This window comes from Streptomyces sp. NPDC030245 (assembly GCF_055572995.1).
This window is the reverse complement of the sequence record NZ_JBVICF010000003.1, coordinates 321,654-346,353: the sequence shown is the minus strand read 5'-3', so window position 1 is coordinate 346,353 and position 24,700 is coordinate 321,654. Positions and strand designations below refer to the sequence as shown.

General features: G+C 71.1%; 21 protein-coding genes. 12 read left to right on the top strand and 9 right to left on the bottom strand.

Features of this window, described 5'->3' with window-relative positions; translation table 11 throughout:
- Positions 1 to 18 precede the first annotated feature (18 nt).
- The 3 genes from ACZ4Z4_RS10075 to ACZ4Z4_RS10065 all read left to right on the top strand — a co-directional run bounded on the left by ACZ4Z4_RS10075 (position 19) and on the right by ACZ4Z4_RS10065 (position 6,182).
- Entirely contained in the window at positions 19 to 3,912 is a 3,894-nt protein-coding gene (locus tag ACZ4Z4_RS10075; protein WP_468324825.1) for a GH92 family glycosyl hydrolase, read from the top strand.
- A 231-nt stretch (positions 3,913 to 4,143) separates the two neighbouring features.
- The gene (gene panD, locus ACZ4Z4_RS10070) at positions 4,144 to 4,563 is read left to right on the top strand and encodes an aspartate 1-decarboxylase (RefSeq protein WP_468324823.1); all 420 of its coding nucleotides are present in this window, start codon (positions 4,144 to 4,146) and stop codon (positions 4,561 to 4,563) included.
- Complete coding sequence (locus tag ACZ4Z4_RS10065) at positions 4,560 to 6,182, top strand: class I adenylate-forming enzyme family protein (protein WP_468324821.1); 1,623 nt, start codon at positions 4,560 to 4,562, stop codon at positions 6,180 to 6,182. The genes panD and ACZ4Z4_RS10065 overlap by 4 nt, the downstream gene beginning before the upstream one ends.
- On the opposite strand, the gene ACZ4Z4_RS10060 is transcribed toward ACZ4Z4_RS10065, so the two are convergent.
- Positions 6,158 to 6,898 (bottom strand): glycoside hydrolase family 26 protein, encoded by a 741-nt coding sequence (locus tag ACZ4Z4_RS10060; RefSeq protein WP_468324819.1) that lies wholly within the window; start codon positions 6,896 to 6,898, stop codon positions 6,158 to 6,160. The two genes, ACZ4Z4_RS10065 and ACZ4Z4_RS10060, sit on opposite strands and share 25 nt — an antisense overlap.
- Positions 6,899 to 6,993: 95 nt before the next feature.
- Positions 6,994 to 7,563, bottom strand: a complete 570-nt coding sequence (locus ACZ4Z4_RS10055) for a hypothetical protein (RefSeq protein WP_468324817.1) — start codon at positions 7,561 to 7,563, stop codon at positions 6,994 to 6,996.
- Positions 7,564 to 7,732: 169 nt separating this feature from the next.
- Between ACZ4Z4_RS10055 and ACZ4Z4_RS10050 the strand changes: the two genes are divergently transcribed.
- Complete coding sequence (locus ACZ4Z4_RS10050; RefSeq protein ID WP_468324814.1) at positions 7,733 to 8,365, top strand: hypothetical protein; 633 nt, start codon at positions 7,733 to 7,735, stop codon at positions 8,363 to 8,365.
- Here the strand turns inward: ACZ4Z4_RS10050 and ACZ4Z4_RS10045 are convergent.
- Positions 8,343 to 8,804 (bottom strand): ATP-binding protein, encoded by a 462-nt coding sequence (locus tag ACZ4Z4_RS10045; protein ID WP_468324812.1) that lies wholly within the window; start codon positions 8,802 to 8,804, stop codon positions 8,343 to 8,345. The two genes, ACZ4Z4_RS10050 and ACZ4Z4_RS10045, sit on opposite strands and share 23 nt — an antisense overlap.
- A 126-nt stretch (positions 8,805 to 8,930) precedes the next feature.
- Here ACZ4Z4_RS10045 and ACZ4Z4_RS10040 point away from each other — a divergent pair, with 126 nt between their 5' ends.
- Together ACZ4Z4_RS10040 and ACZ4Z4_RS10035 are read left to right on the top strand one after the other, a co-directional pair.
- The gene (locus tag ACZ4Z4_RS10040; RefSeq protein WP_468324809.1) at positions 8,931 to 9,716 is read left to right on the top strand and encodes a helix-turn-helix domain-containing protein; all 786 of its coding nucleotides are present in this window, start codon (positions 8,931 to 8,933) and stop codon (positions 9,714 to 9,716) included.
- The gene (locus ACZ4Z4_RS10035) at positions 9,713 to 9,973 is read left to right on the top strand and encodes a DUF397 domain-containing protein (RefSeq protein ID WP_468324806.1); all 261 of its coding nucleotides are present in this window, start codon (positions 9,713 to 9,715) and stop codon (positions 9,971 to 9,973) included. The genes ACZ4Z4_RS10040 and ACZ4Z4_RS10035 overlap by 4 nt, the downstream gene beginning before the upstream one ends.
- On the opposite strand, the gene ACZ4Z4_RS10030 is transcribed toward ACZ4Z4_RS10035, so the two are convergent.
- Positions 9,958 to 10,416 carry a carboxymuconolactone decarboxylase family protein gene (locus ACZ4Z4_RS10030; RefSeq protein WP_468324803.1) on the bottom strand — a complete coding sequence of 153 codons (459 nt, stop codon included), beginning with the start codon at positions 10,414 to 10,416 and terminating at the stop codon, positions 9,958 to 9,960. The two genes, ACZ4Z4_RS10035 and ACZ4Z4_RS10030, sit on opposite strands and share 16 nt — an antisense overlap.
- Positions 10,417 to 10,502: 86 nt before the next feature.
- Between ACZ4Z4_RS10030 and ACZ4Z4_RS10025 the strand changes: the two genes are divergently transcribed.
- Positions 10,503 to 11,393, top strand: coding sequence for a sigma-70 family RNA polymerase sigma factor (locus ACZ4Z4_RS10025; protein ID WP_468324800.1), 891 nt, complete (start codon positions 10,503 to 10,505; stop codon positions 11,391 to 11,393).
- A gap of 110 nt (positions 11,394 to 11,503) precedes the next feature.
- On the opposite strand, the gene ACZ4Z4_RS10020 is transcribed toward ACZ4Z4_RS10025, so the two are convergent.
- On the bottom strand, positions 11,504 to 12,667 hold the full coding sequence (locus tag ACZ4Z4_RS10020; RefSeq protein ID WP_468324798.1) for a S1 family peptidase: 1,164 nt from the start codon (positions 12,665 to 12,667) through the stop codon (positions 11,504 to 11,506).
- A gap of 508 nt (positions 12,668 to 13,175) precedes the next feature.
- Positions 13,176 to 14,618, bottom strand: a complete 1,443-nt coding sequence (locus tag ACZ4Z4_RS10015; RefSeq protein WP_468324795.1) for an MFS transporter — start codon at positions 14,616 to 14,618, stop codon at positions 13,176 to 13,178.
- Between the two features lie 162 nt (positions 14,619 to 14,780).
- Here ACZ4Z4_RS10015 and ACZ4Z4_RS10010 point away from each other — a divergent pair, with 162 nt between their 5' ends.
- The 3 genes from ACZ4Z4_RS10010 to ACZ4Z4_RS10000 all read left to right on the top strand — a co-directional run bounded on the left by ACZ4Z4_RS10010 (position 14,781) and on the right by ACZ4Z4_RS10000 (position 17,087).
- Positions 14,781 to 15,098, top strand: coding sequence for an ArsR/SmtB family transcription factor (locus tag ACZ4Z4_RS10010; protein ID WP_468324792.1), 318 nt, complete (start codon positions 14,781 to 14,783; stop codon positions 15,096 to 15,098).
- A 179-nt stretch (positions 15,099 to 15,277) separates the two neighbouring features.
- Entirely contained in the window at positions 15,278 to 16,615 is a 1,338-nt protein-coding gene (locus tag ACZ4Z4_RS10005) for an MFS transporter (RefSeq protein ID WP_468324790.1), read from the top strand.
- 79 nt (positions 16,616 to 16,694) lie between these two features.
- Entirely contained in the window at positions 16,695 to 17,087 is a 393-nt protein-coding gene (locus ACZ4Z4_RS10000) for a VOC family protein (RefSeq protein WP_468324787.1), read from the top strand.
- Between the two features lie 133 nt (positions 17,088 to 17,220).
- On the opposite strand, the gene acnA is transcribed toward ACZ4Z4_RS10000, so the two are convergent.
- Positions 17,221 to 19,935: an aconitate hydratase AcnA gene (gene acnA / locus ACZ4Z4_RS09995; protein WP_468324785.1), complete on the bottom strand. Its 2,715-nt coding sequence runs from the start codon at positions 19,933 to 19,935 to the stop codon at positions 17,221 to 17,223.
- A gap of 148 nt (positions 19,936 to 20,083) precedes the next feature.
- Complete coding sequence (locus ACZ4Z4_RS09990; protein ID WP_468324783.1) at positions 20,084 to 20,935, bottom strand: class I SAM-dependent methyltransferase; 852 nt, start codon at positions 20,933 to 20,935, stop codon at positions 20,084 to 20,086.
- A gap of 78 nt (positions 20,936 to 21,013) precedes the next feature.
- Here ACZ4Z4_RS09990 and ACZ4Z4_RS09985 point away from each other — a divergent pair, with 78 nt between their 5' ends.
- Positions 21,014 to 21,604, top strand: a complete 591-nt coding sequence (locus ACZ4Z4_RS09985; RefSeq protein WP_468324781.1) for a TetR/AcrR family transcriptional regulator — start codon at positions 21,014 to 21,016, stop codon at positions 21,602 to 21,604.
- On the opposite strand, the gene ACZ4Z4_RS09980 is transcribed toward ACZ4Z4_RS09985, so the two are convergent.
- Complete coding sequence (locus ACZ4Z4_RS09980; protein ID WP_468324779.1) at positions 21,526 to 22,614, bottom strand: LacI family DNA-binding transcriptional regulator; 1,089 nt, start codon at positions 22,612 to 22,614, stop codon at positions 21,526 to 21,528. The genes ACZ4Z4_RS09985 and ACZ4Z4_RS09980 overlap by 79 nt on opposite strands.
- A 114-nt stretch (positions 22,615 to 22,728) precedes the next feature.
- Between ACZ4Z4_RS09980 and ACZ4Z4_RS09975 the strand changes: the two genes are divergently transcribed.
- Positions 22,729 to 24,624 (top strand): amidohydrolase, encoded by a 1,896-nt coding sequence (locus ACZ4Z4_RS09975; protein WP_468324776.1) that lies wholly within the window; start codon positions 22,729 to 22,731, stop codon positions 24,622 to 24,624.
- The last annotated feature ends 76 nt before the right edge of the window (positions 24,625 to 24,700 follow it).

The window sequence follows — 24,700 nt, the reverse complement described above, 5'->3', positions numbered from 1 at the left end:
GCAAGGAGGGGCTCGGGGATGCCGCACTCGGCACGCAACACCGCACGCAGATCCCGCTACAGACACCACCGTCCGGCCGTCGTCATCGGCGCGCCGGCGCTCGCGCTGGCGGTCGTCGTGGCCGCTCAGGGCGGTGCCGTCGCCAAGCCCGAGCGGCCGCCCCGCGCGGAGCGGGAGTTCGCCTCGTCCTTCGAGGCGGGCGAGGCCCTGCCGGACTGGCTGAGCACCGTCGAGACGGGTCCCGACGGCAGGAAGAAGGCGTCCGGCGTCAACGGAGAGTTCAGCTCCGGCCTCCCCGGGAGCGTGAACGACCACGTCACCGAGGTCCGCGCGAGCGGCGAGAACACCGGCTCCGGCGAGGTCGCCGCGAACCTCGTCGACGGTGAGGCGACCAGCAAGTGGCTGACGTTCGCCAAGGACGGCTGGGCCGAGTTCGAGCTGGACCGGCCCGCCAAGGTCGTGACGTACGCGCTCACCTCCGCCAACGACCACGCCCCGCGCGACCCGAAGGACTGGACCCTGAAGGGTTCGACGGACGGCAAGGAGTGGAAGGTCCTCGACGAGCGCAAGGGCGAGACCTTCGAGGGCCGGCACAAGACGAAGAAGTACGACTTCGAGAACACCGAGGCGTACACGCACTACCGGCTCGACGTCACCGCGAACAACGGCGCGAGCGACATCCTGCAACTCGCCGACCTGCACCTGTCCGTGGGCGGCGGCGAGGCGCCCGCGCCCGAGGACATGCTGAGCCTGGTGGACCGCGGGCCGAGCGGCTCCCCCACCGCCAAGTCACGCGCGGGGTTCACGGGCAAGCAGGCGCTGCGGTACGCGGGCAGCCACAAGGTGGACGGGCGCGGCTACTCGTACAACAAGGTCTTCGACGTCAACGTCGAGGTGCGCAGGGACACCGAGCTGGGCTACCGCGTCTTCCCCTCGATGGCCGAGGGCGACCTCGACTACCAGGCGACCAACGTCTCCGTGGACCTCGCCTTCACCGACGGCACCTACCTCAGCGACCTGCGCGCCGTCGACCAGCACGGCTTCCCGCTGACCCCGCAGGGGCAGGGCGCGTCCAAGGTGCTCTACGTGAACCAGTGGAACAACGTCGAGGCGCGCATCGGGCAGGTCGCGCGCGGCAAGACGGTCGACCGGATCCTGCTGGCGTACGACGCCCCGAAGGGGCCCGCCAAGTTCCGCGGCTGGCTCGATGACGTGTCCTTGACGGAGAAGGCCCCGGCGAAGCCGAAGGCGCACCTCTCCGACTACGCGGACACGACGCGCGGCACCAACTCCAGCGGCGGCTTCTCGCGCGGCAACACCTTCCCGGCCACCGCGGTCCCGCACGGCTTCAACTTCTGGACGCCGGTGACCAACGCGGGCTCCCTGAGCTGGCTCTACGACTACGCGCGCGGCAACAACGACGACAACCTGCCGACGATCCAGGCGTTCAGCGCGAGCCACGAGCCGAGCCCGTGGATGGGTGACCGGCAGACGTTCCAGATGATGCCGTCCGTCGACAAGGACACCCCGAGCGCGTCCCGCACCAAGCGGGCGCTGCCCTTCAAGCACGAGAAGGAGACGGCGCGCCCGCACTACTACGGCGTGACGTTCGAGAACGGCCTGAAGGCCGAGATGGCGCCGACCGACCACGCGGCGATGATGCGGTTCACCTATCCCGGTGACGACGCGAGCGTCATCTTCGACAACGTCTCGGAGAAGGGCGGCCTCACCCTCGACAAGGAGAAGGGGATCGTCTCCGGCTTCTCCGACGTAAAGTCCGGCCTGTCCACGGGCGCGACGCGGCTCTTCGTGTACGGCGTCTTCGACTCCCCCGTCACCGCGGGCGGCAAGCTGGAGGGTGGCGGTGGCGGCGACGTCACGGGCTATCTGCGCTTCAGGGCCGGCAAGGACCGCACGGTGAACCTGCGGCTGGCGACGTCCCTCATCAGCCTGGACCAGGCGAAGGACAACCTCGCCCAGGAGATCCCGGCCGGCACCTCCTTCGGCCGCGTCAAGGACCGGGCCCAGAAGCAGTGGGACGACATCCTCGGCAAGGTGGAGGTGGAGGGCGCGAGCGAGGGCCAGCGCACGAGCCTGTACTCCAGTCTGTACCGCCTGTACCTCTACCCCAACTCCGGCTTCGAGAAGGTGAGGTCGGCGGGCGGCAAGGCGACGTACAAGTACGCCTCCCCCTTCTCGCCGCAGACCGGCCCCGACACCCCGACCCACACGGGCGCGAAGATCGTCGAGGGCAAGCCGTACGTCAACAACGGCTTCTGGGACACCTACCGCACGACGTGGCCCGCCTACTCCCTGCTCACCCCGAAGAAGGCGGGTGAACTGGTCGACGGCTTCGTGCAGCAGTACAAGGACGGCGGCTGGACGTCGCGCTGGTCCTCGCCCGGCTACGCGGACCTGATGACGGGCACGTCGTCGGACGTCGCGTTCGCCGACGCGTACGTGAAGGGCGTGAAGTTCGACGCCGAGGCCGCGTACGAGGCCGCGCTGAAGAACGCGACGGTGGTCCCGCCGAGTTCGGGTGTCGGCCGCAAGGGCATGAAGACGTCGCCGTTCCTCGGCTACACGCCCAGCGAGACCCACGAGGGCCTGTCGTGGGCGCTTGAGGGTTACCTCAACGACTACGGCATCTCCCGCATGGGAGCCGCCCTCTACAAGAAGACGGGCGACAAGCGCTACAAGGACGAGTCCGAGTACTTCCTCAACCGCGCCCGCGACTACGTGCACCTCTTCGACGACAAGGCGGCCGGGGCGGGCACGCCGCCCGGCTTCTTCCAGGGCAAGGACGCGAAGGGCGTCTGGCGGGTGCCTTCGGAGAAGTTCGACCCGCGCGTGTGGGGCCACGACTACACGGAGACCAACGCCTGGGGGTACGCCTTCACCGCCCCGCAGGACTCGCGCGGCCTGGCGAACCTGTACGGCGGCCGCAAGGGGCTCGGCAAGAAGCTCGACACGTACTTCGCCACTCCGGAGACCGGCTCCGCCGAGTTCGCGGGCTCCTACGGAGGCGTCATCCACGAGATGACCGAGGCACGCGACGTACGCATGGGCATGTACGGCCACTCCAACCAGGTCGCCCACCACGCCGCGTACATGTACGACGCGGCCGGGCAGCCCTGGAAGACGCAGGACAAGGTCCGCGAGGTCCTGCGCCGCCTCTACACCGGCAGTGAGATAGGGCAGGGTTACCACGGCGACGAGGACAACGGCGAGCAGTCGGCCTGGTACCTCTTCTCGTCGCTCGGCTTCTATCCGCTGGTCATGGGCAGCGGTGAGTACGCCATCGGCTCACCGCAGTTCACGAAGATGACCGTGCACCTGGACAACGGCCGCGACCTCGTCGTGAAGGCGCCGAGGAACAGCACGAAGAACGTGTACGTGCAGGGGCTCAAGGTCAACGGCAAGGCGTGGAGGTCGACGGCGCTCCCCCACGCGGTCGTCGCGCGCGGCGGGGTCCTGGAGTTCGACATGGGTCCGAAGCCGTCGGCGTGGGGCAGCGGCAAGAACGCGCAGCCCACCTCGATCACGCGGGACGACAAGGTTCCGTCGCCGCGGAAGGACGCACTCAAGGGCGAGGGCGCGCTCTTCGACGACACGTCGGCCACGGAGGCCACGACGGGTTCGGTGGTGGAGCTGCCGGCGGCCAAGGGGACGAAGGCGGTCCAGTACACGCTGACGTCGTCCGCGGACCGATCGAAGGCGCCGCGGGGCTGGGTCCTTGAGGGTTCGAAGGACGGCAGGACCTGGCAGCGGCTGGACAAGCGGTCCGGTGAGTCCTTCGCCTGGGACCAGCAGACCCGGGTCTTCACGGTCGCCCGTCCGGGCACGTACGACCACTACCGGCTGGTACCGGACGGCTCCGCGACGCTGGCGGAGGTGGAGCTGCTCAGCTGATCCGGTGATCCGGTGATCCGGCGGGCTCTGCCGGCGCGGGGACGGGTGTGGACGCTCATGGTCCACCCCCGTCCCCGCGCCCGTTGCACGCCTCACTCGCAGCAACCGACTCATCCGTCTTGCAGGAGGTGCGGGGCCCCACGGTGCTCGCTTCGACACTCCTGGCCTGCGCTCTGCCCGCGCCGGGCAGGGCCGCGCGAACATCATCGGTGACCCCACCGAAGGAGCGCGATGTTCCGCACCATGCTGAAGTCCAAGATCCATCGGGCGCGCGTCACGCAGGCGGACCTTCATTACGTGGGTTCGCTGGCGCTGTCCCGGGATCTCATGGAGGCTGCCGACCTGCTGCCGGGAGAGCGTGTCGACATCGCCAACCTCAGCAACGGCAGCCGCATGTCGACGTACCTCATCGAGGCGCCGCCCGGATCCGGGGTGGTGGGGGTCAATGGCGCCAGCGCCAGGATCATCGCCGTGGGCGACCTCGTCATCATCCTCGGCTACGGCAGCTACTCGATGGACGAGCTCAGCGGGCTGCGGCCCCGGGTGGTCCATGTCGACGGCGGGAACCGGATCGTCGGCCGGAGTACGGACGCCGCCGAACCGGTCCCCGGGTCGGACACGGTCAGCGGAGGCGAGGTGCACCCGGGGTGAACCGGAGCAGTGAGGTACCTGCACGTAGGTACGTCGAGCGAATCGTCTCCCACTGGGAACAGGACGAGGAGAAAGAAGCCGTCGTCTGCGGCACCGTACGGCTCACGCGCGGGCAGGCCAGGCGCCGGCTCTTCCAACTCGGCCACGCACTGCGCCGTCACGGGCTGGCCCCGGGGGACGGCGTCGGGCTGTTCCTGAGCAACCGGGCGGAGACGGTGCTGATGGTGCTGGCGGTGCACATGATCGGCTGCCGGGCGGTGATGATGCGTGTGCAGCCCGGCCCACGGGAACTCGCCGCGTCCATCGACCGGTCGGGCGCCCGGGTCGTCGTCGTCGACCCGGCCTACGAGCAACAGGCCCAGGAGGCTGTCGGGCGCTGCACGAGCGAGCCGGTCCTGTTGAGCCTCGGCGAGACGGAGACCCGCGCCTTCACGAATGTGCTGGCCCTCGCGGCACAGTGCCCGCAGGAGCGGCCCGAGGCGCCTCCGGCGCCGGAGGCGAGCGACGTCGTCACCATGCTCTACACCGGCGGCACCCTGGGCCGGCCGAAGCTGGCGGCATACGGACCGGCGGCCTACGCCGTGCTGACGGCGGACGCCGATGCGGAACGTCTCCAACAGCCGCCGGGCGGCCACCGGGCTCTCCTCGTACCCCCGCTGACCCACATCGGCGGCCACCTGGTCATGCTGTACGCCTTGCTCAGGGGCGCCGTACTGGTGGTGCTCCCGCAGTGGGAGGTGGACTCCGCCCACGCCACACTGCGCGACGAGAAAATCACCATCACGGCTCTGTCACCGCCCATGATCTACCAGCTCCTCGACCATCCGCACTGCGGCCCCGACACCCTGCCGAACCTGCGGCGGATCCACACCGGCGGCACGGCGATCGCGCCGAGCCGGCTGCGGCAGGTGGTCGCGGCGTTCGGACCGATCATCTTCCAGGGGTACGGCCAGACCGAGTGCATGGCCATCACCGCCCTGCCGCCCGCCGCCCTGCCCCCGCTCGACGACGTCGACTCCCCGCTGTGGCGCAGTTGCGGGCGTCCCGTTCCCGGCACGCGGCTGGAGATCCGGGGCGACGACGGCACGCCGCTGCCGCGGGGACAGGCCGGCGAGGTCTGCGTCCGCAGTCCGGTGATGATGCTGGGCTACTGGCAGGACCCGGTGCGTTCCGCGGAGGCGCTCGATCCGGCCGGGTGGCTGCGCACCGGCGACATCGGATACCTGGACGAGGACGGCTGCCTGTATCTGGTCGACCGGGCGAAGGACGTCATCGTGACCGGCCCGACCAGCAACAACGTCTACAGCCGGGTGCTGGAGGACTTCCTTCAGACGCTGCCGGGCGTGCACCACGCCGCGGCCGTCGGCGTACCGGACGACACCTTCGGCGAGCGGGTGACGGTCTTCCTCACCCCCGCCGAGGGGATCGACACCGCCGCCGTGGCCGCGGCGGTCACCGCCGAACTCGGGCCGCTCTACACGCCGCACGAGACGGTGCTGCTGCCGTCACTGCCCCTGACCCAGGTCGGGAAGGTCGACAAGAAGGCGCTGCGCCGGAGCCAGGTGCCCCCGGCAGACCGCCCAGTCGAGTCGGATCAGGGCAGCCTCACCTCGCCCTGATTGAGGACGCGCGGGAGGAAGTAGGCCGTCTGGATCTCGGCGTTGGTGTTGTTGCCGCGCAGCTGCTCCGACCAGATCATGAAGTACGACCAGTTCGGCTGGGTGGCGAGCAGGGACGCCGTGGGGACCTTGCCCATCTCCGCCAGGGCGATCGGCTTGCCGCCCGCTATGCCGCGGAGCTGGTTGTAGTCGGCGGAGCTCGGGTGGTTCTTGTACCAGACGTCGAGGGACGCGACGTCGACGTAGTTGTCACCCGGGTAGTACTCCGCCCAGCCGCCCGCGGGGTTGTCCTGCACGTTCCACACCCAGATGAGGTTGTCCAGGCCCTTGCCCGCGAGGTGGTCGCGGGTGATCTGGTACAGCTTCCTGCTGCCGTTCGCACCCGGGCGGTTGCCCCACCAGTTCCACGACTCGTTCATCTCGTGCAGCGGGCGGAACAGCACGGGGACGCCCGCCGACTTGAGCTGCTGGAGGTAGGGGACCGCCTCGTCGAGGCGGCGCTTCCAGGCGTTGTTCAGCGCGGTGCCGTCGGTGACGGTCTGCGCGAACTGCGCGTCGGTGATCCGCGACTTGACGCCGCCCTCGAAGGCGCAGGAACTGCCCGTCGTCGGCGGACACACGTGCCAGGTCAGCGTCACCAGCGAGCCGTTCCGCCACTCCGTCCTGGCCTGGTCGATGACCCGCTGCCGGTTGGCGACGTCGACGGCGTCGAACATCAGGTCGCCGCCCCACAGCCCCGGATACTGCCCGGTGACGTCCTTGACCTCACCCCGCGGGGTTCCACCGGCCCGCCGCCCCGGCAGGGCTGAGCTCAGGACGACGGCGACTTCGTGGCGGAGGTCACCTGGCAGGAGTAGACGAGCCGGTCGTTGGTGCTGTGCGAGGCGTGGACCGTGACGGAGCGGTCGCCGCCCGCGGTGACCGTCACCGTCTCGAACCGGGAGCCGATGCTCCTGCTCGCGACGGTGGAGTTCGGATACTGGCCGACCTTGAAGTCCACCGTGAAGTTGTACCGGTAGGCGAAGTCGGTCGACGCGTTCTGGATGTCGACGTCGAAGCTGATCCGCCCGGCGGAGCGCTCGTACCGGCAGTTCTCGCCGATCACTTCGCTGAGCGCGTCCGCGTTGTACGACGGCTGCGCGGTGGGAGTGGAGGTGCTGCCGCCGTAGCCGCCGCCGGAGGAGGTGCCCGGGGCGCTGGGCAGTCCGCTCGGCGGGCTCAGCGTGAACGACGGGTTCGGAGTCGGCATGGACGGCGCCGCGGGCAAGTCGCCGCCGAGGCCGCCGAAGGCCTTGTCGTTCGGATTGTCGGTGCAGCCGGTGAGCACGGCTATGGCGGCGAGAGCGAGAGTGGCGGCGCCGACGGCGCGACGGACACGCATGTGATGATCCCCCGAAAACAGAATGCGCAGATGGTTCGAATGATGTGGGTGGCTGCTCGAAGGGCGAAGAGCCCGGGGCAGGCTACCGGATCGCGCCATGTTGGTACTTTGGGCGCCGCTCGCGCACACCTGCGCGGGGATCGCATTCACCATCGGGGGAAACGGCAACATGAACCAGCCCTGGCAGCCACAGCCGCCGCAGCAGCCACAGCACAACCCGTACGGGCAGCAGCCCGTGCAGCCGCAGCCGGGGTACGGCTACCCGGCCGCCCCGTACCAGCAGCAGCCGCCGATGCAGCCCATGCAGCAGCCCGGCCACCCCTACCCGTACGCCCCGGGCTTCCCGCCCCCCGGCGGCGCACAGCCGGGCAAGGCCTTCTTCCTCGGCCTGCTCGTCGCGGGGGCCGTGGGCACGGCCTACGCGGGCATCCTGCTCGCCTCCAACGAGGACCTGTCCCAGACGGGCCTCCAGGCGAGCTATCTGGTCGTCGCGGCCGTGCTCGCGCTGGCCGTCGGAGCGGTGGTGGGCCGCACCGGCGGCCGCGGGGCAGGACCGCACGTCTGCGCCGCCGTCCTGGCCGCACTGGGCGCGTACCTCGGCGTCGCCAACGGCTACGTCTTCACCCTGCTCGACGCCGGCGGCACGGACCTGCTCGAAGCGATGCTGGAGCACGAGCCCTCGGCCCCGCACCAGTTTTGGTGGGAGCGTGTGGAGAGCGGTATCGCCCTCGTGGGCCTCGTCCTGGCCGCGGCGGGCGCCTACCTCGTGGCCCACTTGATCAGCAAAAAGCAGCCTCACTAGCACCGGTACCAGTACCAGTACCAGCACTAGTACCGGTACTGATCTCGAACCACACGACCTTGCCCGGGTCGCGCTCCGTCACTCCCCACTTGTCCGTCAGCGCGGCGACGAGCAGCAGGCCCCGCCCCGATTCGTCGGCGTCGTCCACGACGCCGCCGCATCGGGGCCAGCCGCCTCCGCTGTCGTGCACCTCGATGCGGAGCACCCCGTCGGCGTGGTTCATGTGCAGGCGAAATCCCCGCCCCGGCGGGACGCCGTGCAGCAGGGCGTTGGTCGCCAGCTCACTGACGCAGAGCGTCACATCGTCCGCGCGCTCGCCGTCGATCCCCCAGTCGACGAGGGCGGCGGCGGCGAAGGCGCGGGCCGCCGGGATGGACTGGCGTTCGCGCCGGTAGAAACTTTCTCGGTTCACGGGACGATAGTCACCCTCCGTGGCCATGATGGAGCACTGCGTAAACCCGTACAGCTGGTATGTACGGGTTCACTGTGTGAAGGCACGGCTTTTGGTGGGGAGTTGAACCGTATGAGCAGCCCAAAGCGACGGTCACGCAGGAACGCGTCGGCGATGAAGATGGTGGGCGCGCTGCTCGCCGTCCACAGGGAGGCGGCCGGGTACACCCAGCGGGCGCTGGCCCAGCAGTTGCTCATCAGCGAGGAGCTGATCGCGTCCATCGAGCAGGGTCGGCGCCCCCTGAAGATGGACTTGGCGGTGCAGCTGGACGACTTCCTCGGCACGAACCGGACGTTGCAGACGGCGGTCGAGCACATGCCGGAGGTGGACCTGGTCCCGAGGTGGGCGGAGGAGTATCTGGACTGCGAGCGGGAGGCGATTGCGATCTCGTCGTACGAGAACCAAGTCCTCCCGGGGCAGTTGCAGACCGAAGGGTACGCCCGAGCAGTGTTCCGGAGCCGTGTACCGGTCTTCGACGAGGACGAGATCGAGCAGTTTGTTTCGACGCGGGTGGAACGTCAAGTGATCCTGCACCGCAGGGTCCCACCGACCACCAGCTTCGTGATCTGGGAAGCAGTACTACGCGACCGTCTCGGCGGTCCACAGGTCTACGTCGAACAGCTGCGCCGCCTACGCGAGTACGCGGAACTGCCGGGACTTGCCTTGCAGGTCTTGCCTTTCGGACGCTCCACTCACGCGGCCCTCGACGGCCCGTTCGTGCTGCTTGAGACCCCTGAACACCAGCGGCTTGCCTACACCGAAAGCCAGCGTGGGAGCCAACTGATCGCTGATCCGGACGAGGTGGCGATCCTGACGCAGAAATGTGCGATGCTGCGGACGCAGGCCCTAAATCCCGAGGACACCAGGGACTTGCTGGACCGTCTGCTAGGAGAGCAATGAGCGGCACCGCGCTTACGTGGTTCAAGTCGACCTACAGCGGCAGCGAAGGCGGCAATTGCCTCGAAGTCGCGTACAACTGGCGGAAGTCGAGTTACAGCAATGGCGAAGGCGGCGCCTGCGTCGAAATCGCCGCCCACCCCACCGCCGTACACATCCGTGACTCCAAGAACCCGGACGGCCCGCACTTCACGGTCTCGCCCGAGACCTGGACCGCCTTTCTGCCCCTACAGCGTCACGCCGGTCAGCCCCAGGTCTGACCGGCCGGTTCCTTGACCGTGCGGTTGAGGCGGTTGAAGAAGTTGGTCAGCGCGATCTCCAGGTTGATCGCGCCGATCTGCTCCTCGGTGAAGTGGACGTTAACCTCGTCCCAGATCGCGTCGGTGACACCTTCCGCGCCGTCCTGGAGGCGGGTGGCGCCCTCGGTCAGCGCCAAGGCCGCGCGCTCCGCGTCGGTGTAGAAGGGCGCCTCCCGCCACGCGACCACGTTGTGCAGCCGGTCGTCGGTCTCGCCGGCCTTCTTGCCGCCGGTGACACTGGCGTGAACACAGGCCGAGCAGCCGTTGATCTGGCTGGCGCGCAGGTGGACCAGGGTGAGCAGCTTCGGGTCGACGCCTCCGGCGCCGATCGCCTTGTGGAGGTGCTGGATGGCGGTCCACAGGTCGGGGTTGTGCGTGTTCTTGTTCTTGAGACGGTTTTCCATGTGAGCGTGCTCCTCGTCGTCGCGTTACGTTCCCGGGCTCGTGCCCGTCACCCCTATGACGGAGCGGCTTCGAGAGAGGTAACGACATGACCGGCGCCCAGCCCACGGACACCCTGCCCACGGACTCGATCGCCGAGGCCTTCGAGGCGCAGCGCGACCGGCTCCGGGCCGTCGCCCACCGCGTGCTCGGGTCGCATGCCGACGCGGAGGACGTGGTCCAGGAGGCGTGGCTGCGGCTCTCCCGGCAGGACGCCGGCACCATCGACAACCTCGGCGGCTGGCTGACCACCGTGGTCGGCCGCATCAGCCTGGACGTGCTGCGGTCGGGCCGGACCCGCCCGGAAGTCCCGCTCGACGACCAGCTGTCGGAGTACACCGTGACGCTCGACGACGCGCCCGCTCCGGATGACGTCGTGGCGCTCGGGGACTCCGTCGGCCTCGCGCTCCTCACGGTCCTCGACTCGCTGCGTCCGGACGAACGGCTGGCGTTCGTGCTGCACGACGTGTTCGCCGTACCGCACGGAGAGATAGGCACGATTCTCGGCAAGTCCGCCGACGCGACCAAGATGCTCACCAGCCGTGCCCGCAGGAAGGTGCGCGGCGCCCAGCGGTCGGAGAGCGCCGGACCGCGACAGCGCGAGGTGGTACGGGCCTTCCTGGCCGCGGCGGGCGAAGGGCGGTTCGAAGGGCTGCTTCAAGTCCTGCACCCCGAGGTGGAGTTCACCGTCCACACCCCGCAGGGCCGGTTCGTCACGCTCGGTGCCACCGAGGTCGCCACGCGCGCGCGGGTGGCGCGCAGCGTGACACGTGCCCACCCGGTGACCGTCAACGGGTGCCCCGGCGTCATCTCCTGGAGCGCGGAGGGCACGCCTCTCTCCCTTCTCGCCTTCACCGTCGCTGACGGCCTCATCACCGGGATCACCGCCGTGGTCGACCCGGCCGCCCTCGCGGAGATGGACCTTCCCGCCCCGGTGTGACTCCGGTGCGGGTCCCTCACCCAGCGCGGCCGCAAGGCCGGTTCGTCGGCAAGCCCGACTACTACCGCGTGGGTGCGCCCGGCGGTCGTACGCGCCGGGCGCACCTCGGCTCACGCGGTGTGCAGCCTCAGCCCGTACCGCTGAAGGATCTCGTTCACCGGCTGGTACCACGTCTCGCCGCCGCTGGTGCAGTTGCCCCAGCCGCCGGACGTCACGCCCTGGGCCTGGTCGCCGCTGATGAACGAGCCGCCCGAGTCGCCGCCCTCGGCGCAGACGCTGGTCTTGGTCAGCTGGCGGACGACGGCGCCGCCCGAGTAGTTGACCGTCTCGTTCTTGGCGAGGAGAGTGCCGCAGTGCCACTTCGTGGTGGAGCCGGAGCGGCAGATCGACGAGCCGACCGGCGCCTCCGCCGAGCCGCGCACGAGCCGGTCCGGGATGGCGCCCCAGCCGAGCACGACCGGCACGGTCCACCAGCCGTTGCCGACCGACACCCACGCGTAGTCGTTGTCGGGAAACGAGGAGCCCTGGAACGAGCCGATGGCGGAGCCGTCCCAGCCGCGCACGCCCGCGCCCACGCCGCCGCAGTGCCCCGCCGTGACGAAGCCGCCGTGCACCGAGAAGCCGATGGAGCAGCGGACGTTGCCGGTGTAGTACGGGTCGCCGCCCACGGTTCCCGCGGCGAAGGTGCTCGGGCCCTCGGGGACCGTGTCGACGCGGACGGGTGCGAGGGCGCGGGCGCGGCGCAGGAAGGTGGTGACATCGTTGTCGGCGCGGTGGCCCTCGACGACGTCGACGACGACGCGGTTGGCCTTCGGGTCGACACGCCAGCTGGCCACGTGGGCGGGGGCCTTGAGCTTGTCGACCCGCTTCTTCGCCGCGTCGAGGCGTGCGGCGCTGTGCTCGACGAACCGGACGTCGGCGCCGGCTTCGCGCACGCCTGCGGCCGCTTCCCGCCCGGTCACGGCGACGGTGAGCCGGCCGCGCCCGGCGTCGAACCAGGATCCGCCGTACGCCGCGCCCGCCGCCTTCCGCGCGGCGCGCTCGGTCTTGCCTGCCTGCTTCTCGTCGGCGAGCCGCTCGCGCGCGGCGGCGGGGGTGAGCCCGAGGTCGCGCTCCATCGCCCGGAGGAGGCCGTCGGAGGCGGGCGCCCTCTCGGAGCCGGCGGAGGTGGTGCCCGGGTCGGCGGCAGCGGCGGGGACGAGCGCGGTGCCGACACAGGCGGTCGCTAGCAGTAACGCGGACAGGCCGAGACGTGTGCTGGTCTTGCGTCTCACAGGGGGACCTCTCGTCGTTCCAACAGGGGTGGGGTGGGCCGGAGTTGCGAGGGATCGCGCGGGGTGAGAGCGCTCTCACCCTGCGGTGCGGCTGAGCGTAGAGAGCCCGCGCGGACAAGTCCAGGCCCGCCCGGGTCACATATCAGCCGTTCCGCCCCGCCGACGCGCCGCCCCCGCCGGCACCCCGCCCCGACGTCACCGCCTCCGTGCGGGCCTTGAGGCTCGGGGTGCGGAGGCCCGCTGTGACGGCGAGTCTTCGTCGGGGAGGGTGAACGCGCGGCTGCCCGCGCCCAGCGAGGCTCGGGGCGAGGAGGCCCGCTGCGGGTGGTGAAGTCCTCGCCGAGGCGGGCGAAGGCGCGGGTGCGGGCGGGGCGGGAAGCGGTGCGTTGGCGGCGTCCAACGCCTGCGGATGCGGATGCGGGCGAGGCGGGGGCCGGAAGCGGTGGCGTTGAGGGTGGCCGGCGCCTGCTGGATCAGCCCACGGACACGTGGGGCACGGGCACTCCCCCTACGACGTCACCCGCACCCCACCACCACCCCTCCGTCGCCCCGCCCCCAGCAGCGCGGCGACCGTTACGCCGAGTACCGCGCAGGTGGCCGCCAGACCCCACAGCACCAGGTGGAACGCGTCGTCGTACGAGCGTGAGGCGGTGAGTGTCGTGAGTACCGAGCCGTACAGCGCGACCGCGACCGCCTCGCTGCCGAGCCGCAGCGTGTTGAGGAAGCCCGCGGCCATGCCCGCCTTCTCCGGGGCGACCAGCTCCAGGGCCTGGCCGTCGACCAGCCCGGCGGCGAGCGCCATGCCCGCCCCGGTGACGATCATCGGCAGCGCGACCACCCCGACCGGGACGTCGGGGCCGAACACCGTCAGGGCGGCGTCGCCCACCACGAGGGCGCCGAGGCTGACGTAGATGATGGTGAGGGCGGAGACGCCACGGGCCACCAACTGCGCGGCGAGCAGCGGGAAGACGAGCATCGGCGCGGTCAGCAGCACCATCAGCAGGCCCGCGGCGCCCGTGCCGCGCCCGGTCACCTCCGTCAGATAGGTCGGCAGATACGTGAGCATCGTGACGAAGCCGAACGAGCCCGCGACCGGCACCAGGCAGAGCGCGAGGAAGCGGCGGTCGCGGACCAGGCTCAGGTCGAGCAGGGGGTGCGCGCGGCGCTTCTCGACCGCGCCGAAGACGAGCAGCGCGACGACCGCTCCGGCAAAGAGCCCGAGCACGCCGGGGCTCGCCCAGCCCCACTGCGAACCCTGCACGATGGCCGTGGTGAGCAGCACCATCGCGAGGACGAAAACGGCGCTGCCCGGCACGTCGATCCGCGCGCCCGCACGGGGCGTCGGGGGCACCGCACGCGCGATGACCGGCACGGCCAGCAGGACGACGGCGAGCGCCACGGCGTGCAGCCCGAAGACCCAGCGCCAGCTGACCGTCTGGAGCAGCGCCCCGGAGAGGGAGGGCCCGGCCGCGACGCCGACGCCCGCGACGGTCCCGAAGAGCGCGAACGCCTTGGCGCGCGCCGGCCCTTCGTACGCGGTCGACAGGATCGCGGAACCGCAGGAGAAGATCGCGGCGCCGCCGACGCCGGCGAGCGCGCGGGCCGCGTCCAGCAGGAGCACGTCGGAGGCGAGCGCGCTGCCGAGCGAGCCGACGGCGTAGACGGCGGCGCCCGCCGCGAAGGCCCTGGCGCGGCCGACGACGTCGGCGACCGAGCCCCAGACGAGCGTGCAGCAGGCGAACGCGACGTTGAAGGCGTTGACCACCCATTGCAGGGGTGCCGCCCCCGCGTGGGTGTCGGCGCCGATGCCCGGGAGGGCGACTGCGGTGCCGGAGATGGACATCGGGACGACGAAGACCGCGAGCAGGATCGCGGCGAGCGGCAGCAGCGGCGGTTTCGGCGCCGCCGCGCCGGGCGTCGCGGGCGCGGGCAGTGTGCGTGATCCGGGCATGGCTGAGAGACCCCCGAGAGTCGAACGGAGAGAAGGCCGGAAGGTGGAAGGCGGGAGGTTCGGGTTTGATCGAACCTTGGCCCTGACCCTGGCACGCCCAGGAGGTACGATGCAAGTCGAACCTGAAGTCACGGTCCCCGAACCTGGAACCGGAGGAGCCCCATGCCGGACGACGAGGGACACCCGCTCCCCGAGGAGATGGACCTGCGCACGGTCCTGCACGCCCTCGCCGATCCCCTGCGCTTCGGCGTGATCGCCCGGTTCCTGCGCGAACCCGAGGGCGCCGAACGGACCTGCGCCTCCTTCCAGTTGCCCGTGTCGAAGTCCACGACCTCGCACCACTTCAAGGTGATGCGCGAGGCCGGCCTGCTGCGGATGGTCGACCGCGGGAACAGCCGGACGGCCGTCCTGCGCAGGAAGGAACTGGACGAGCGCTTCCCGGGACTGCTCGCCCTGGTCCGCGCCGAACAGGCCGAATAACCGAACAGGCCGAATAATCGCGTGCGTCCCGCCACTCCCGCCCGTTAAGGTCCCCGCGTGTCCGTGACCGAGTAGCTCCAGGTGCCCACCCGCCTCCGCGCGGGTCCGCGGCACGGAAGCGTCCGTCTTCCTCAGCCCCCGCCGCACACCGGCCAGGGGCCGACCTGGAGTGCCCTCCCATGAACACCCGCACCGATCACCGCACGCGTACGCTCAGCCTCGCGCTGCTCTCCCTCCTCCAGTTCCTCATCGCCATCGACGTGACCGTCGTCAACATCGCGCTGCCCGCCATCGGCGACCGTTTCGATGCGGGCCCCGCTCCCCTGTCCTGGGTCGTCACCGGCTACACCCTCGTCGGCGGCGGGCTCCTGCTGCTCGGCGGGCGGCTCACCGATCTGCTCGGCAGGCGGCGGATGTTCCTGCTCGGCGCCGCGCTCTTCGCCCTGGCGTCGCTGGCCGCCGGGCTCGCGCCGAACCTGGAGACACTGGTCGCCGCCCGCTTCGCACAGGGCGCGGGCGAAGCGCTCGCCTCGCCCGCCGCGATGTCACTGATCGCGCTCCTCTACCCGGGCCCGGAGGAGCGCGCCAAGGCCCTCGGCGTCTGGGGCGCGATCTCCGCGAGCGGCCTCGTCGTCGGTGTCCTGCTGTCCGGCGCGATCGTCCAACTCCTCGACTGGCGCTGGATCTTCGGCATCAACGTGCCGCTGGCCGCGGTCGTACTCCTGGCCACCCCCGCCCTCGTACGACCCGACGAACCGCGTCGCGGCCCGCGCGGGCTCGACCTGCCCGGAGCCGCGCTCCTCACAGCAGGCCCCCTGCTGCTCGTCTTCGGCTTGCTGCGCCACTCCGCGCCCGCCGTCGCCGCCGGATGCGCGCTCCTCGGCGCCTTCGTGCTCGTCGAGCGGCGCGCGAAGAGCCCGCTCGTCCCGCTCTCGTTCTTCACGCACCGGACCCGGGCGCTCGCGAACGCGGCGACGGTCCCGCTCAGCGCCGCACTCTCCACCACCTTCTTCCTGGCCACCTTGTACATGCAGGACGTCCTCGAACTCAGCCCCGTGCAGGCCGGGTTGGCGTACCTGCCGTTCTGTGCCGCGCTCCTGATCGCGGTCTCCGCGGTGGGCCGGATCGTCCGGGCGCTCGGCACGGCGTACGCGGCGGTGGCCGGTCTGCTCCTGACGGCCGCGGGGCTCGGCCGGCTCGCCCGGCTGCCCGACCGGGGCAGCCTGTGGGTGGACGTCCTGCCCGGCATGGCCGCCGTCGCCGCCGGCATGGGCATCGGCCTGATCGCCCTCCAGCACGCGGCGCTGTCCGACGTGACGGAGGCCGACGCGGGCACCGCCTCCGGCGTACAGCGCTCCGTCGACCAGCTCGGCGGCTCACTCGGCCTCGCGGTCCTGGTGGGCGGGGTGTTCGGCAGCACGGCCCAAGGAGCCGATTTCCGGGCGGCGTTCGCGTGGGCGGCGCTCGGGGTGCTGGTCGCGGCGGTGGCGGTGGCGCCGGCGGGGCGGCGCACGTAAGATCCACCGCGGCATCGCGTGTCGGTCACCGGCCGGGTGAGACATGGAGGTGCCAGGACATGCCTGTTGGAGGCATTCCTTGTCGGTACAGCTGAATCACACGATCGTCCACGCCCGGGACAACCGGGAGTCCGCCGAGTTCTTCGCGGAGCTGCTGGGCCTCGAAATCACCGCCGAATGGGGCCCGTTCATCGCGGTGGCCCTGAGCAACGACGTCACGCTCGACTTCGCCACCATCCCCGCCGAGCACATCACCCCGCAGCACTACGCCTTCCTCGTCACGGAGGCGGAGTTCGACGCGGCGTACGACAAGATCCGCGCCCGCGGCATCCGGCACTGGGCCGACCCGCACCAGAAGCAGCCGGACGAGATCAACCGCAACGACGGCGGCAAGGGCGTCTACTTCCTGGACCCGTCGAGCCATGCCATGGAGCTCATCACGGTCCCGTACGGGGGCTGGCCGCGGCCCTAGGGAGCGCCCCGGGAGGGGCGCTTTCAGGGGCGCGGGGAACTGCGCGACCAGCCCCCACGGCCCGCGGACAGACGACGAGGGCCGCACCCCGTACAAAACGGGGTGCGGCCCTCAACTACCGCGTACCGTGACCCTACTTGCGGATCAGGCTGCGCAGCACGTACTGCATGATGCCACCGTTGCGGTAGTAGTCCGCCTCACCGGGCGTGTCGATGCGGACGACCGCGTCGAACTCCACACCAGTGTCGGTGGTGACCTTGACCGTGCGCGGGGTCGAGCCGTTGTTCAGCTCGGTCACGCCGGTGAAGGAGAAGGTCTCCTCGCCGGTCAGGCCGAGGGACGAGGCGCTCTGGCCCTCCGGGTACTGGAGCGGCAGGACGCCCATGCCGATGAGGTTCGAGCGGTGGATGCGCTCGTACGACTCGGCGATGACGGCCTTGACGCCGAGGAGCGCGGTGCCCTTGGCGGCCCAGTCGCGGGACGAGCCCGAGCCGTACTCCTTGCCCGCGAGGACGACCAGCGGGATGCCCTGGTCGATGTAGTTGCGCGAGGCGTCGTAGATGAACGAGACCGGCGCGTCCTCCTGCGTGAAGTCACGCGTGAAGCCGCCCTCGGTGCCCGGCGCGATCTGGTTGCGCAGGCGGATGTTGGCGAACGTGCCGCGGATCATCACCTCGTGGTTGCCGCGGCGCGAGCCGTACGAGTTGAAGTCGCGGCGCTGCACGCCGTGCTCCGTCAAGTACTTGCCGGCCGGGGTGTCGGCCTTGATCGCACCGGCCGGGGAGATGTGGTCGGTGGTGACCGAGTCGCCCAGCTTGGCGAGGACGCGGGCGCCCGTGATGTCGGAGACCGGGGTGGTCTCCATCGTCATGCCCTCGAAGTAGGGGGGCTTGCGGACGTACGTCGACTCGGTGTCCCACTCGAAGGTGTTGCCGGTCGGGATGGAGAGGGCCTGCCACTGGGCGTCGCCCGCGAAGACGTCCTGGTAGGACTTGTTGAACATGTCCTCGCCGATGGAGTTGGCGACGACGTCGTTGACCTCGGCCTCGGAGGGCCAGACGTCCTTGAGGTAGACCGGGTTGCCGTCCTGGTCGACGCCGAGGGCCTCGGTGGTGATGTCGATCTTCATCGAGCCGGCGAGGGCGTAGGCGACGACGAGCGGCGGGGACGCCAGGTAGTTCATCTTGACGTCGGGGTTGATGCGGCCCTCGAAGTTCCGGTTGCCGGAGAGGACCGAGGTCACGGCGAGGTCGTGCTCGTTGACGGCCTTCGATACCTCCTCGGGCAGCGGGCCCGAGTTGCCGATGCAGGTGGTGCAGCCGTAGCCGACGAGGTTGAAGCCGACCTTGTCGAGGTACGGGGTGAGGCCAGCCTTGTCGAAGTAGTCGGTGACGACCTTGGAGCCCGGGGCGAGGGTGGTCTTGACCCACGGCTTGCGGGTCAGGCCCTTCTCGACGGCCTTCTTCGCGACGAGCGCGGCGGCGACCATCACGTACGGGTTCGAGGTGTTGGTGCAGGAGGTGATGGCCGCGACCGTCACCGCGCCGTGGTCCAGCTCGTACGTCGAGCCGTCGGGGGCGGTCACGAGGACCGGGTTCGACGGGACGCCGTTCGTGGTGGCCGGGGCGTCGGAGGCCGGGAAGGACTCCTTGCCCGCCTCGTCGACCGAGTCGACGTAGTTGCGGACGTCGGTCTTGAACTGCTCGGCGGCGTTGGCGAGGACGATGCGGTCCTGCGGACGCTTCGGACCGGCGATCGACGGGACGACCGTGGAGAGGTCGAGCTCCAGCTTCTCGGAGAAGTCGGGCTCGGCGGCCGGGTCCAGCCAGAGGCCCTGCTCCTTGGCGTACGCCTCGACGAGCGCGACCTGCTGCTCGTCACGGCCGGTCAGGCGCAGGTACTTCAGCGTCTCGTCGTCGATCGGGAAGATCGCGGCGGTGGAGCCGAACTCGGGCGACATGTTGCCGATGGTGGCGCGGTTCGCGAGGGAGGTGGCGGCGACGCCCTCACCGTAGAACTCGACGAACTTGCCGACGACGCCGTGCTTGCGCAGCATCTCGGTGATGGTCAGCACCAGGTCGGTGGCGGTGGTGCCGGCGGGCAGCTCGCCGGTCAGCTTGAAGCCGACGACGCGCGGGATGAGCATGGAGACCGGCTGGCCCAGCATCGCGGCCTCGGCCTCGATGCCGCCGACGCCCCAGCCGAGGACGCCCAGGCCGTTGACCATCGTGGTGTGCGAGTCGGTGCCGACCAGGGTGTCGGGGTAGGCCTGGCCGTTGCGGACCATGACCGTACGCGCGAGCTTCTCGATGTTGACCTGGTGGACGATGCCGGTGCCCGGGGGGACGACCTTGAACTCGTCGAACGCGGTCTGGCCCCAGCGCAGGAACTGGTAGCGCTCCTTGTTGCGGCCGTACTCCAGCTCGACGTTCTGGCCGAACGCGTCGGCGGTGCCGAACTTGTCGGCGATGACGGAGTGGTCGATGACCAGCTCGGCCGGGGCCAGCGGGTTGATCTTCGCCGGGTCGCCGCCGAGCTCCTTCACGGCCTCACGCATGGTCGCCAGGTCCACGACGCACGGGACGCCGGTGAAGTCCTGCATGATCACGCGGGCCGGGGTGAACTGGATCTCCTGCGACGGCTGGGCCTGGGAGTCCCAGTTGCCGAGCGCGCGGATGTGGTCGGCGGTGATGTTCGCGCCGTCCTCGGTACGGAGCAGGTTCTCCAGCAGCACCTTCAGGCTGTAGGGAAGGCGTGCGGAGCCCTCGACCTTGTCCAGCTTGAAGATCTCGTACGACTCGTCGCCCACGCGCAGCGTGCTGCGGGCGTCGAAGCTGTTCGCCGACACGACAGTCTCCTTCATTTTTGTGCGCGTTCCGTCACATCCTGCCGCCACGACTCCTCGTCGATCCGCTAAGGTAAGGCTTAGTTAGGTAACCCTTACCGAGTGGCGGCTTCTGGTGCGCCTCGGCAGATATCTCGATGTCGAGATAACTCTAGTACATCACCCCTGCGCGCGACGAGGCACTCCCGCCTGCCCGGGCCCGGCGCTCCGCCGCGAGCGCCACCGTCGTGTACCGCATCGGGAAGCCGCCACCCATCGCGTCGACGGCCGCGCCGACCGCGTCGAGGACCCGGGACACATCGTCCGCCGGGAGGCGCGTGAGGGCACCCTGGGTCGGCAGCTGGTCCAGCCAGGCATCCCTTGTGTACGTCGCCTCCCAGGTGAAGCGCCACTGCTCGGGCTCCCCGAACGCGTCCGTCCCGCGGATGCCGTCGGCGGCCTTGGTGAGCAGCGACCAGTAGCCGTCCCCGGCCTGCTGCGGTGTCGCGCGGACGTCGAAGGGTGCGTCGGGAGCCACGCTCTCGTAGGCCGCGGCGAACGCCTCCGCGACGGCGGGCGGGGGCTCCGGCACGTTCCAGAACGCCACGATCCGGCCGCCGGGCCGCAGCACCCGCGCGGCCTTGGCCGCCCCCGCGGCCGGATCGACCCAGTGCCACGACTGGCCCGCGGCCACCACGTCGAACTCCCGGCCCGCCGGGTCCCAGGCCTCGAACGTCGCCACCTCGGCCGGCACACCCGACCGCCGCGCGAACTCCGCCATCCGCTCGTCCGGCTCCACCCCGAGCACGGTGCAGCCCGCCGCGCGGAACTGCCGGGCGGCGATGCCGGTGCCGCAGCCGACGTCGAGGACGGCGGGCCCGGAGCCGGGGCCAGCCGGGACGATCCGGTCCACCAGGGCGTCGGGGTAGCGGGGCCGCGTCCGGTCGTACCGCTCGGCGTCCACGCCGAAGGACTCGGCCGTCCGGCGGTGCCGGTGGGGTTCGTTCCCCTCATGAGTGGGCATGCGCCCACTATGGTGGGCACCTGCCCACTCGTCAACGGGTCGAGGGGTTGCCGGAACCACGCGACAGGGAGGTCCCACGTGCCGACAGGAGTGGCCATCCGCGATGTGCGCGAGCAGCTGTTCGCCGCCGCCGAGCGCGTCCTGCTCCGGGCCGGGCCGAACGCGCTGACCAGCCGTGCGGTCACCACGGAGGCGGGCTGCGCCAAGGGCGTCCTGCACCGGCACTTCGCCGACTTCGACGCGTTCCTCGCCGAGCTGGTGCTCGACCGGCTGCGTGGCGTCGAGAGCCGGGGCGCCGCGCTGCGGGCGGCCGCGGGCACGGGCACCGTCGCCGACAACGTCACCGCCGCGCTCACGGAGCTGTTCGGGCCCCTCGCCCTCGGCATCCTCGGCCTGATCACCGCACGGGACGAGCTCCGCGCCCGGCTGCGGCGGACCACGCCGGCCGGCATCCCCCTCCTCACCGAGGGGGCCGGCGCACTCGCCGGCTACCTCGCCGCGGAGCGCGACCTCGGCCGCATCGCCCGGGACGCCGACGCCGACACGCTCGCATTCACCCTCGTCGGGAGCGGGCACCTGCTCTTCGCCGGTCAGCCGGACGGTGTCCCGCCGGACGCCGTCCGGAAGGTCGTGGACTCGGTCGTCGCGGGGGCCGTACGGGAGCCGTGAGTCCGGGGCCCGCGGCCCGACGACGCGCGGACCAGCAGGCGCGCGGGTACGACCACCGGACCGGGAACCGCCGCGCCGCCGTCCTCCACCAGGTCGACGAGGAGCGTGACGGCGGTGCGGGCGGTCCGCTCCGGGTCGAGGGTCACCGTGGTCACGGGCGGTTCGGTCGCCGCGTACGCGAGGTCCTCGCTCGCGCACACCACGCGCAGGTCGTCCGGGACGCGCAGGCCGTGCCGGGCCGCGGCGGCGAGCAGCTGGCGGCCGCCCGGATCGTAGGCGGCGTAGACGGCGTCGGGGCGGTCCCGGCGGCCGGTGTCGCGCTCCAGCAGCGCGTCGAACGCGTGCCCTTGGGCGTCGGCCGCGTCGAAGGGCACGACCAGCGGGGCCGCCCCGCGCTCGCCGCACCACCGCTCGTACGCCGCCGTCACCGCGTGGGCGTAGTGCTCGTCACCGCTCCCGGACTGGAGGGCGATCCGGCGGGCGCCGGCGGCGGCGAGGTGGTCGAGGACCGTGCGAGTGGTCGCGTCGTGGTCGTTGTCGACCCAGTGGTCGCCCGGGCGCGGGTCGCCGGGCACGCCGTCGAAGACGAGCGGGATGCCGCGGGCGCGCAGCGCGCGGACCATCGGGTCGCCGCGCGGACTGTCCATGATCAGCATGCCGTCGACGGCGAGGCCGTGCCAGGAGTCGTCGGCGGCGCGGTCGGCGGGGAGCGTGGTGAGGGCGTAGCCGCGCGCGTGGGCCGCGGAGGTGGCGGCCGTGACGGCACGTGAGAAGTACGCGATCTCCGTGTAGTTCCAGGCGGTGGCGAACGTGGTGACGGCGATGCCGAGGGTGCGGCGGCGCCGCGGGCCCGGGACGGCGTAGCCGAGCCGTGCCGCGGTCTCGCGGACGCGGCGGCGGGTGGCTTCGCCGACCCTGCCGGTGCCGTTGAGGGCGTGCGAGACCGTCGCCGTCGAGACCTCCGCGGCGCGGGCTATGTCGGCGAGAGTCGGCCCTGGCACGCGGCACATCGTACGGAATCCGTCGTCGGCGGCGGGTTCTGGTTAACGGATTACTCGTCGAGGGTTCCCTGCACACCTAGGGCCTGTGTCCTAGCCGTCACCGCTATGCGTTGGAGTGTGGTCGTGTCCCAGTCGTACGCGTCTTCGTCCTCTGCCCTCCCCCGGCGCGGCCTCTTGGCCGCCGCGGGGGCCGCGGGCGCTGCCGTCGCCGTCGGTGCGCCCGGCGCCGCAGCCTCGTCCCCGCGCCGTTCCGCCGCCCTCGTCGTGCACAACGCCCGTGTGTTCACCGGCACTTCGGGCCGCGCCCGGCACGAGGCGGTGGCCGTCGGGCGGGACGGGCGGATCCTCGCCGTCGGCACGGACGCCGCCGTCAAGCGCTTCGTCGGACGTGACACCGAGGTGGTGGACGCGCAAGGCGGCACCGTCATGAGCGGCATCCACGACGGGCACGCCCACCCGATGGACGCCGCGAGCCGTTCGCTGCGGCCCTCGCTGGCCGGCGCCGAGCAGACGGTGGAGGAGTTGCAGAAGACGCTGACGGGGTTCCTCAAGGACTCGGCGGAACAGGAGCCGGACGGGTGGCTGGTCGTGGAGGACTGGAACCCGGTCGGGCTCCTGCCGCACGGCACCGCCCCGCACCACACCATGCTCGACGCCCTGCCGACGCGGCGCCCCGTCGCGCTGCGCGGCGGCGACGGGCACAACCTGTGGGCCAATCAGCGCGCCCTGGACATCGCGGGGATCACGCCGTCCACCCCGGACCCGGTCGGCGGCAGGATCGTGAAGGGTGCGGACGGCAAGCCGACCGGGGTGCTCAAGGACGACGCCCAGCCGCTCGTCTCCCGGCACATCCCCGAGCCCGACGAGACCCAGTTGGCGCAAGCGGCGGCGAAGACTCTCGCGGAGGCCGCCGCGTCCGGTGTCACCACCTTCATGGAAGCCGTGGTGGGGCGGCCGGAGCTGAGGCTCTATCAGCGGCTGGCCGAGTCGGGGCGGCTGCTCCAGCGCATCGCGCCCGCCCTGCGCGTCGAGACCGACCTGACGAAGGACCCGGCGGCCGCGGTGGCGTACGCGAAGGAGCTGCGCGCGGAGTTCGCGGACGTCCGCGGAGTGCGCTTCGGCACGGTGAAGGTCTTCCTCGACGGCGTCATCGAGCACCCCGCGCAGACCGCCGCGCTCCTGAAGCCCTACCTCGACAAGGACGGCAGGCCGACCGGCCACCGCGGCGACCTGTACGTCTCGGCCGCCGACTACGGACGGCTGAGCGCCGCCTTCAACGCCGAGGGCTGGCAGATGCACGCCCACGCCATCGGCGACCGCGCCGTGCGCACCGCCCTCGACGGATACGCGTACGCCCTGCGGAAGACGGGCCGCCGTGATCTCCGCAACACCGTGGCGCACCTCCAACTCGTCGATCCCGCCGACCTCCCCCGCTTCGCCGCGCTCGGCGTCGTCGCCTGTCTGCAACTCCAGTGGGCCGCCCGCAACACCTGGACCATGGACGCCCTGCTGCCCTACATCGGCGCGGAGCGGCACCGTTGGCAGTACCCGGCGCGCAGCCTTGAGAAGCGGCGCGCGGCGCTCGCGGGTGGCTCGGACTGGCCGGTCGACCCCCTACAGGTCTGGAACCAGATACGCACCGCGATCGACCGCGAGGGCATGGAGGGCGAGGGCGACCTCTACCGCGCGCAGGAAGGCATCAGTCGTACGTCTTCCCTGCTCATGCACACCGCGGGCACCGCACGCCAACTTCGGACGGACCATGTCACCGGGACCGTCGAGAGGGGGAAGGCGGCCGATCTCGTGGTGCTCGACCGTGATGTGACGCGGTGTCCGGTGGCGGATATCAGCTCCGTCGACGTGCGCCTCACGCTCGTCGGGGGCACAGTGGTCCACGACGCGCAGTCGTCGGCAGGGCGCGCGGCCGCCGCCCGGGTGACGCGGGCGGCGGCGGGGCCCCGGCCCACGGCGTACGCGTCGGTGCACGGCGGGCGGCACGCCTCGTGCGGCTGCGGCTGAACTTCCGGGTGAGCTGAGGTCCCCCGGACGGCGGCTCCTCGAATGGCTCACCCCAGCGCGCGCTTCATCTCATATC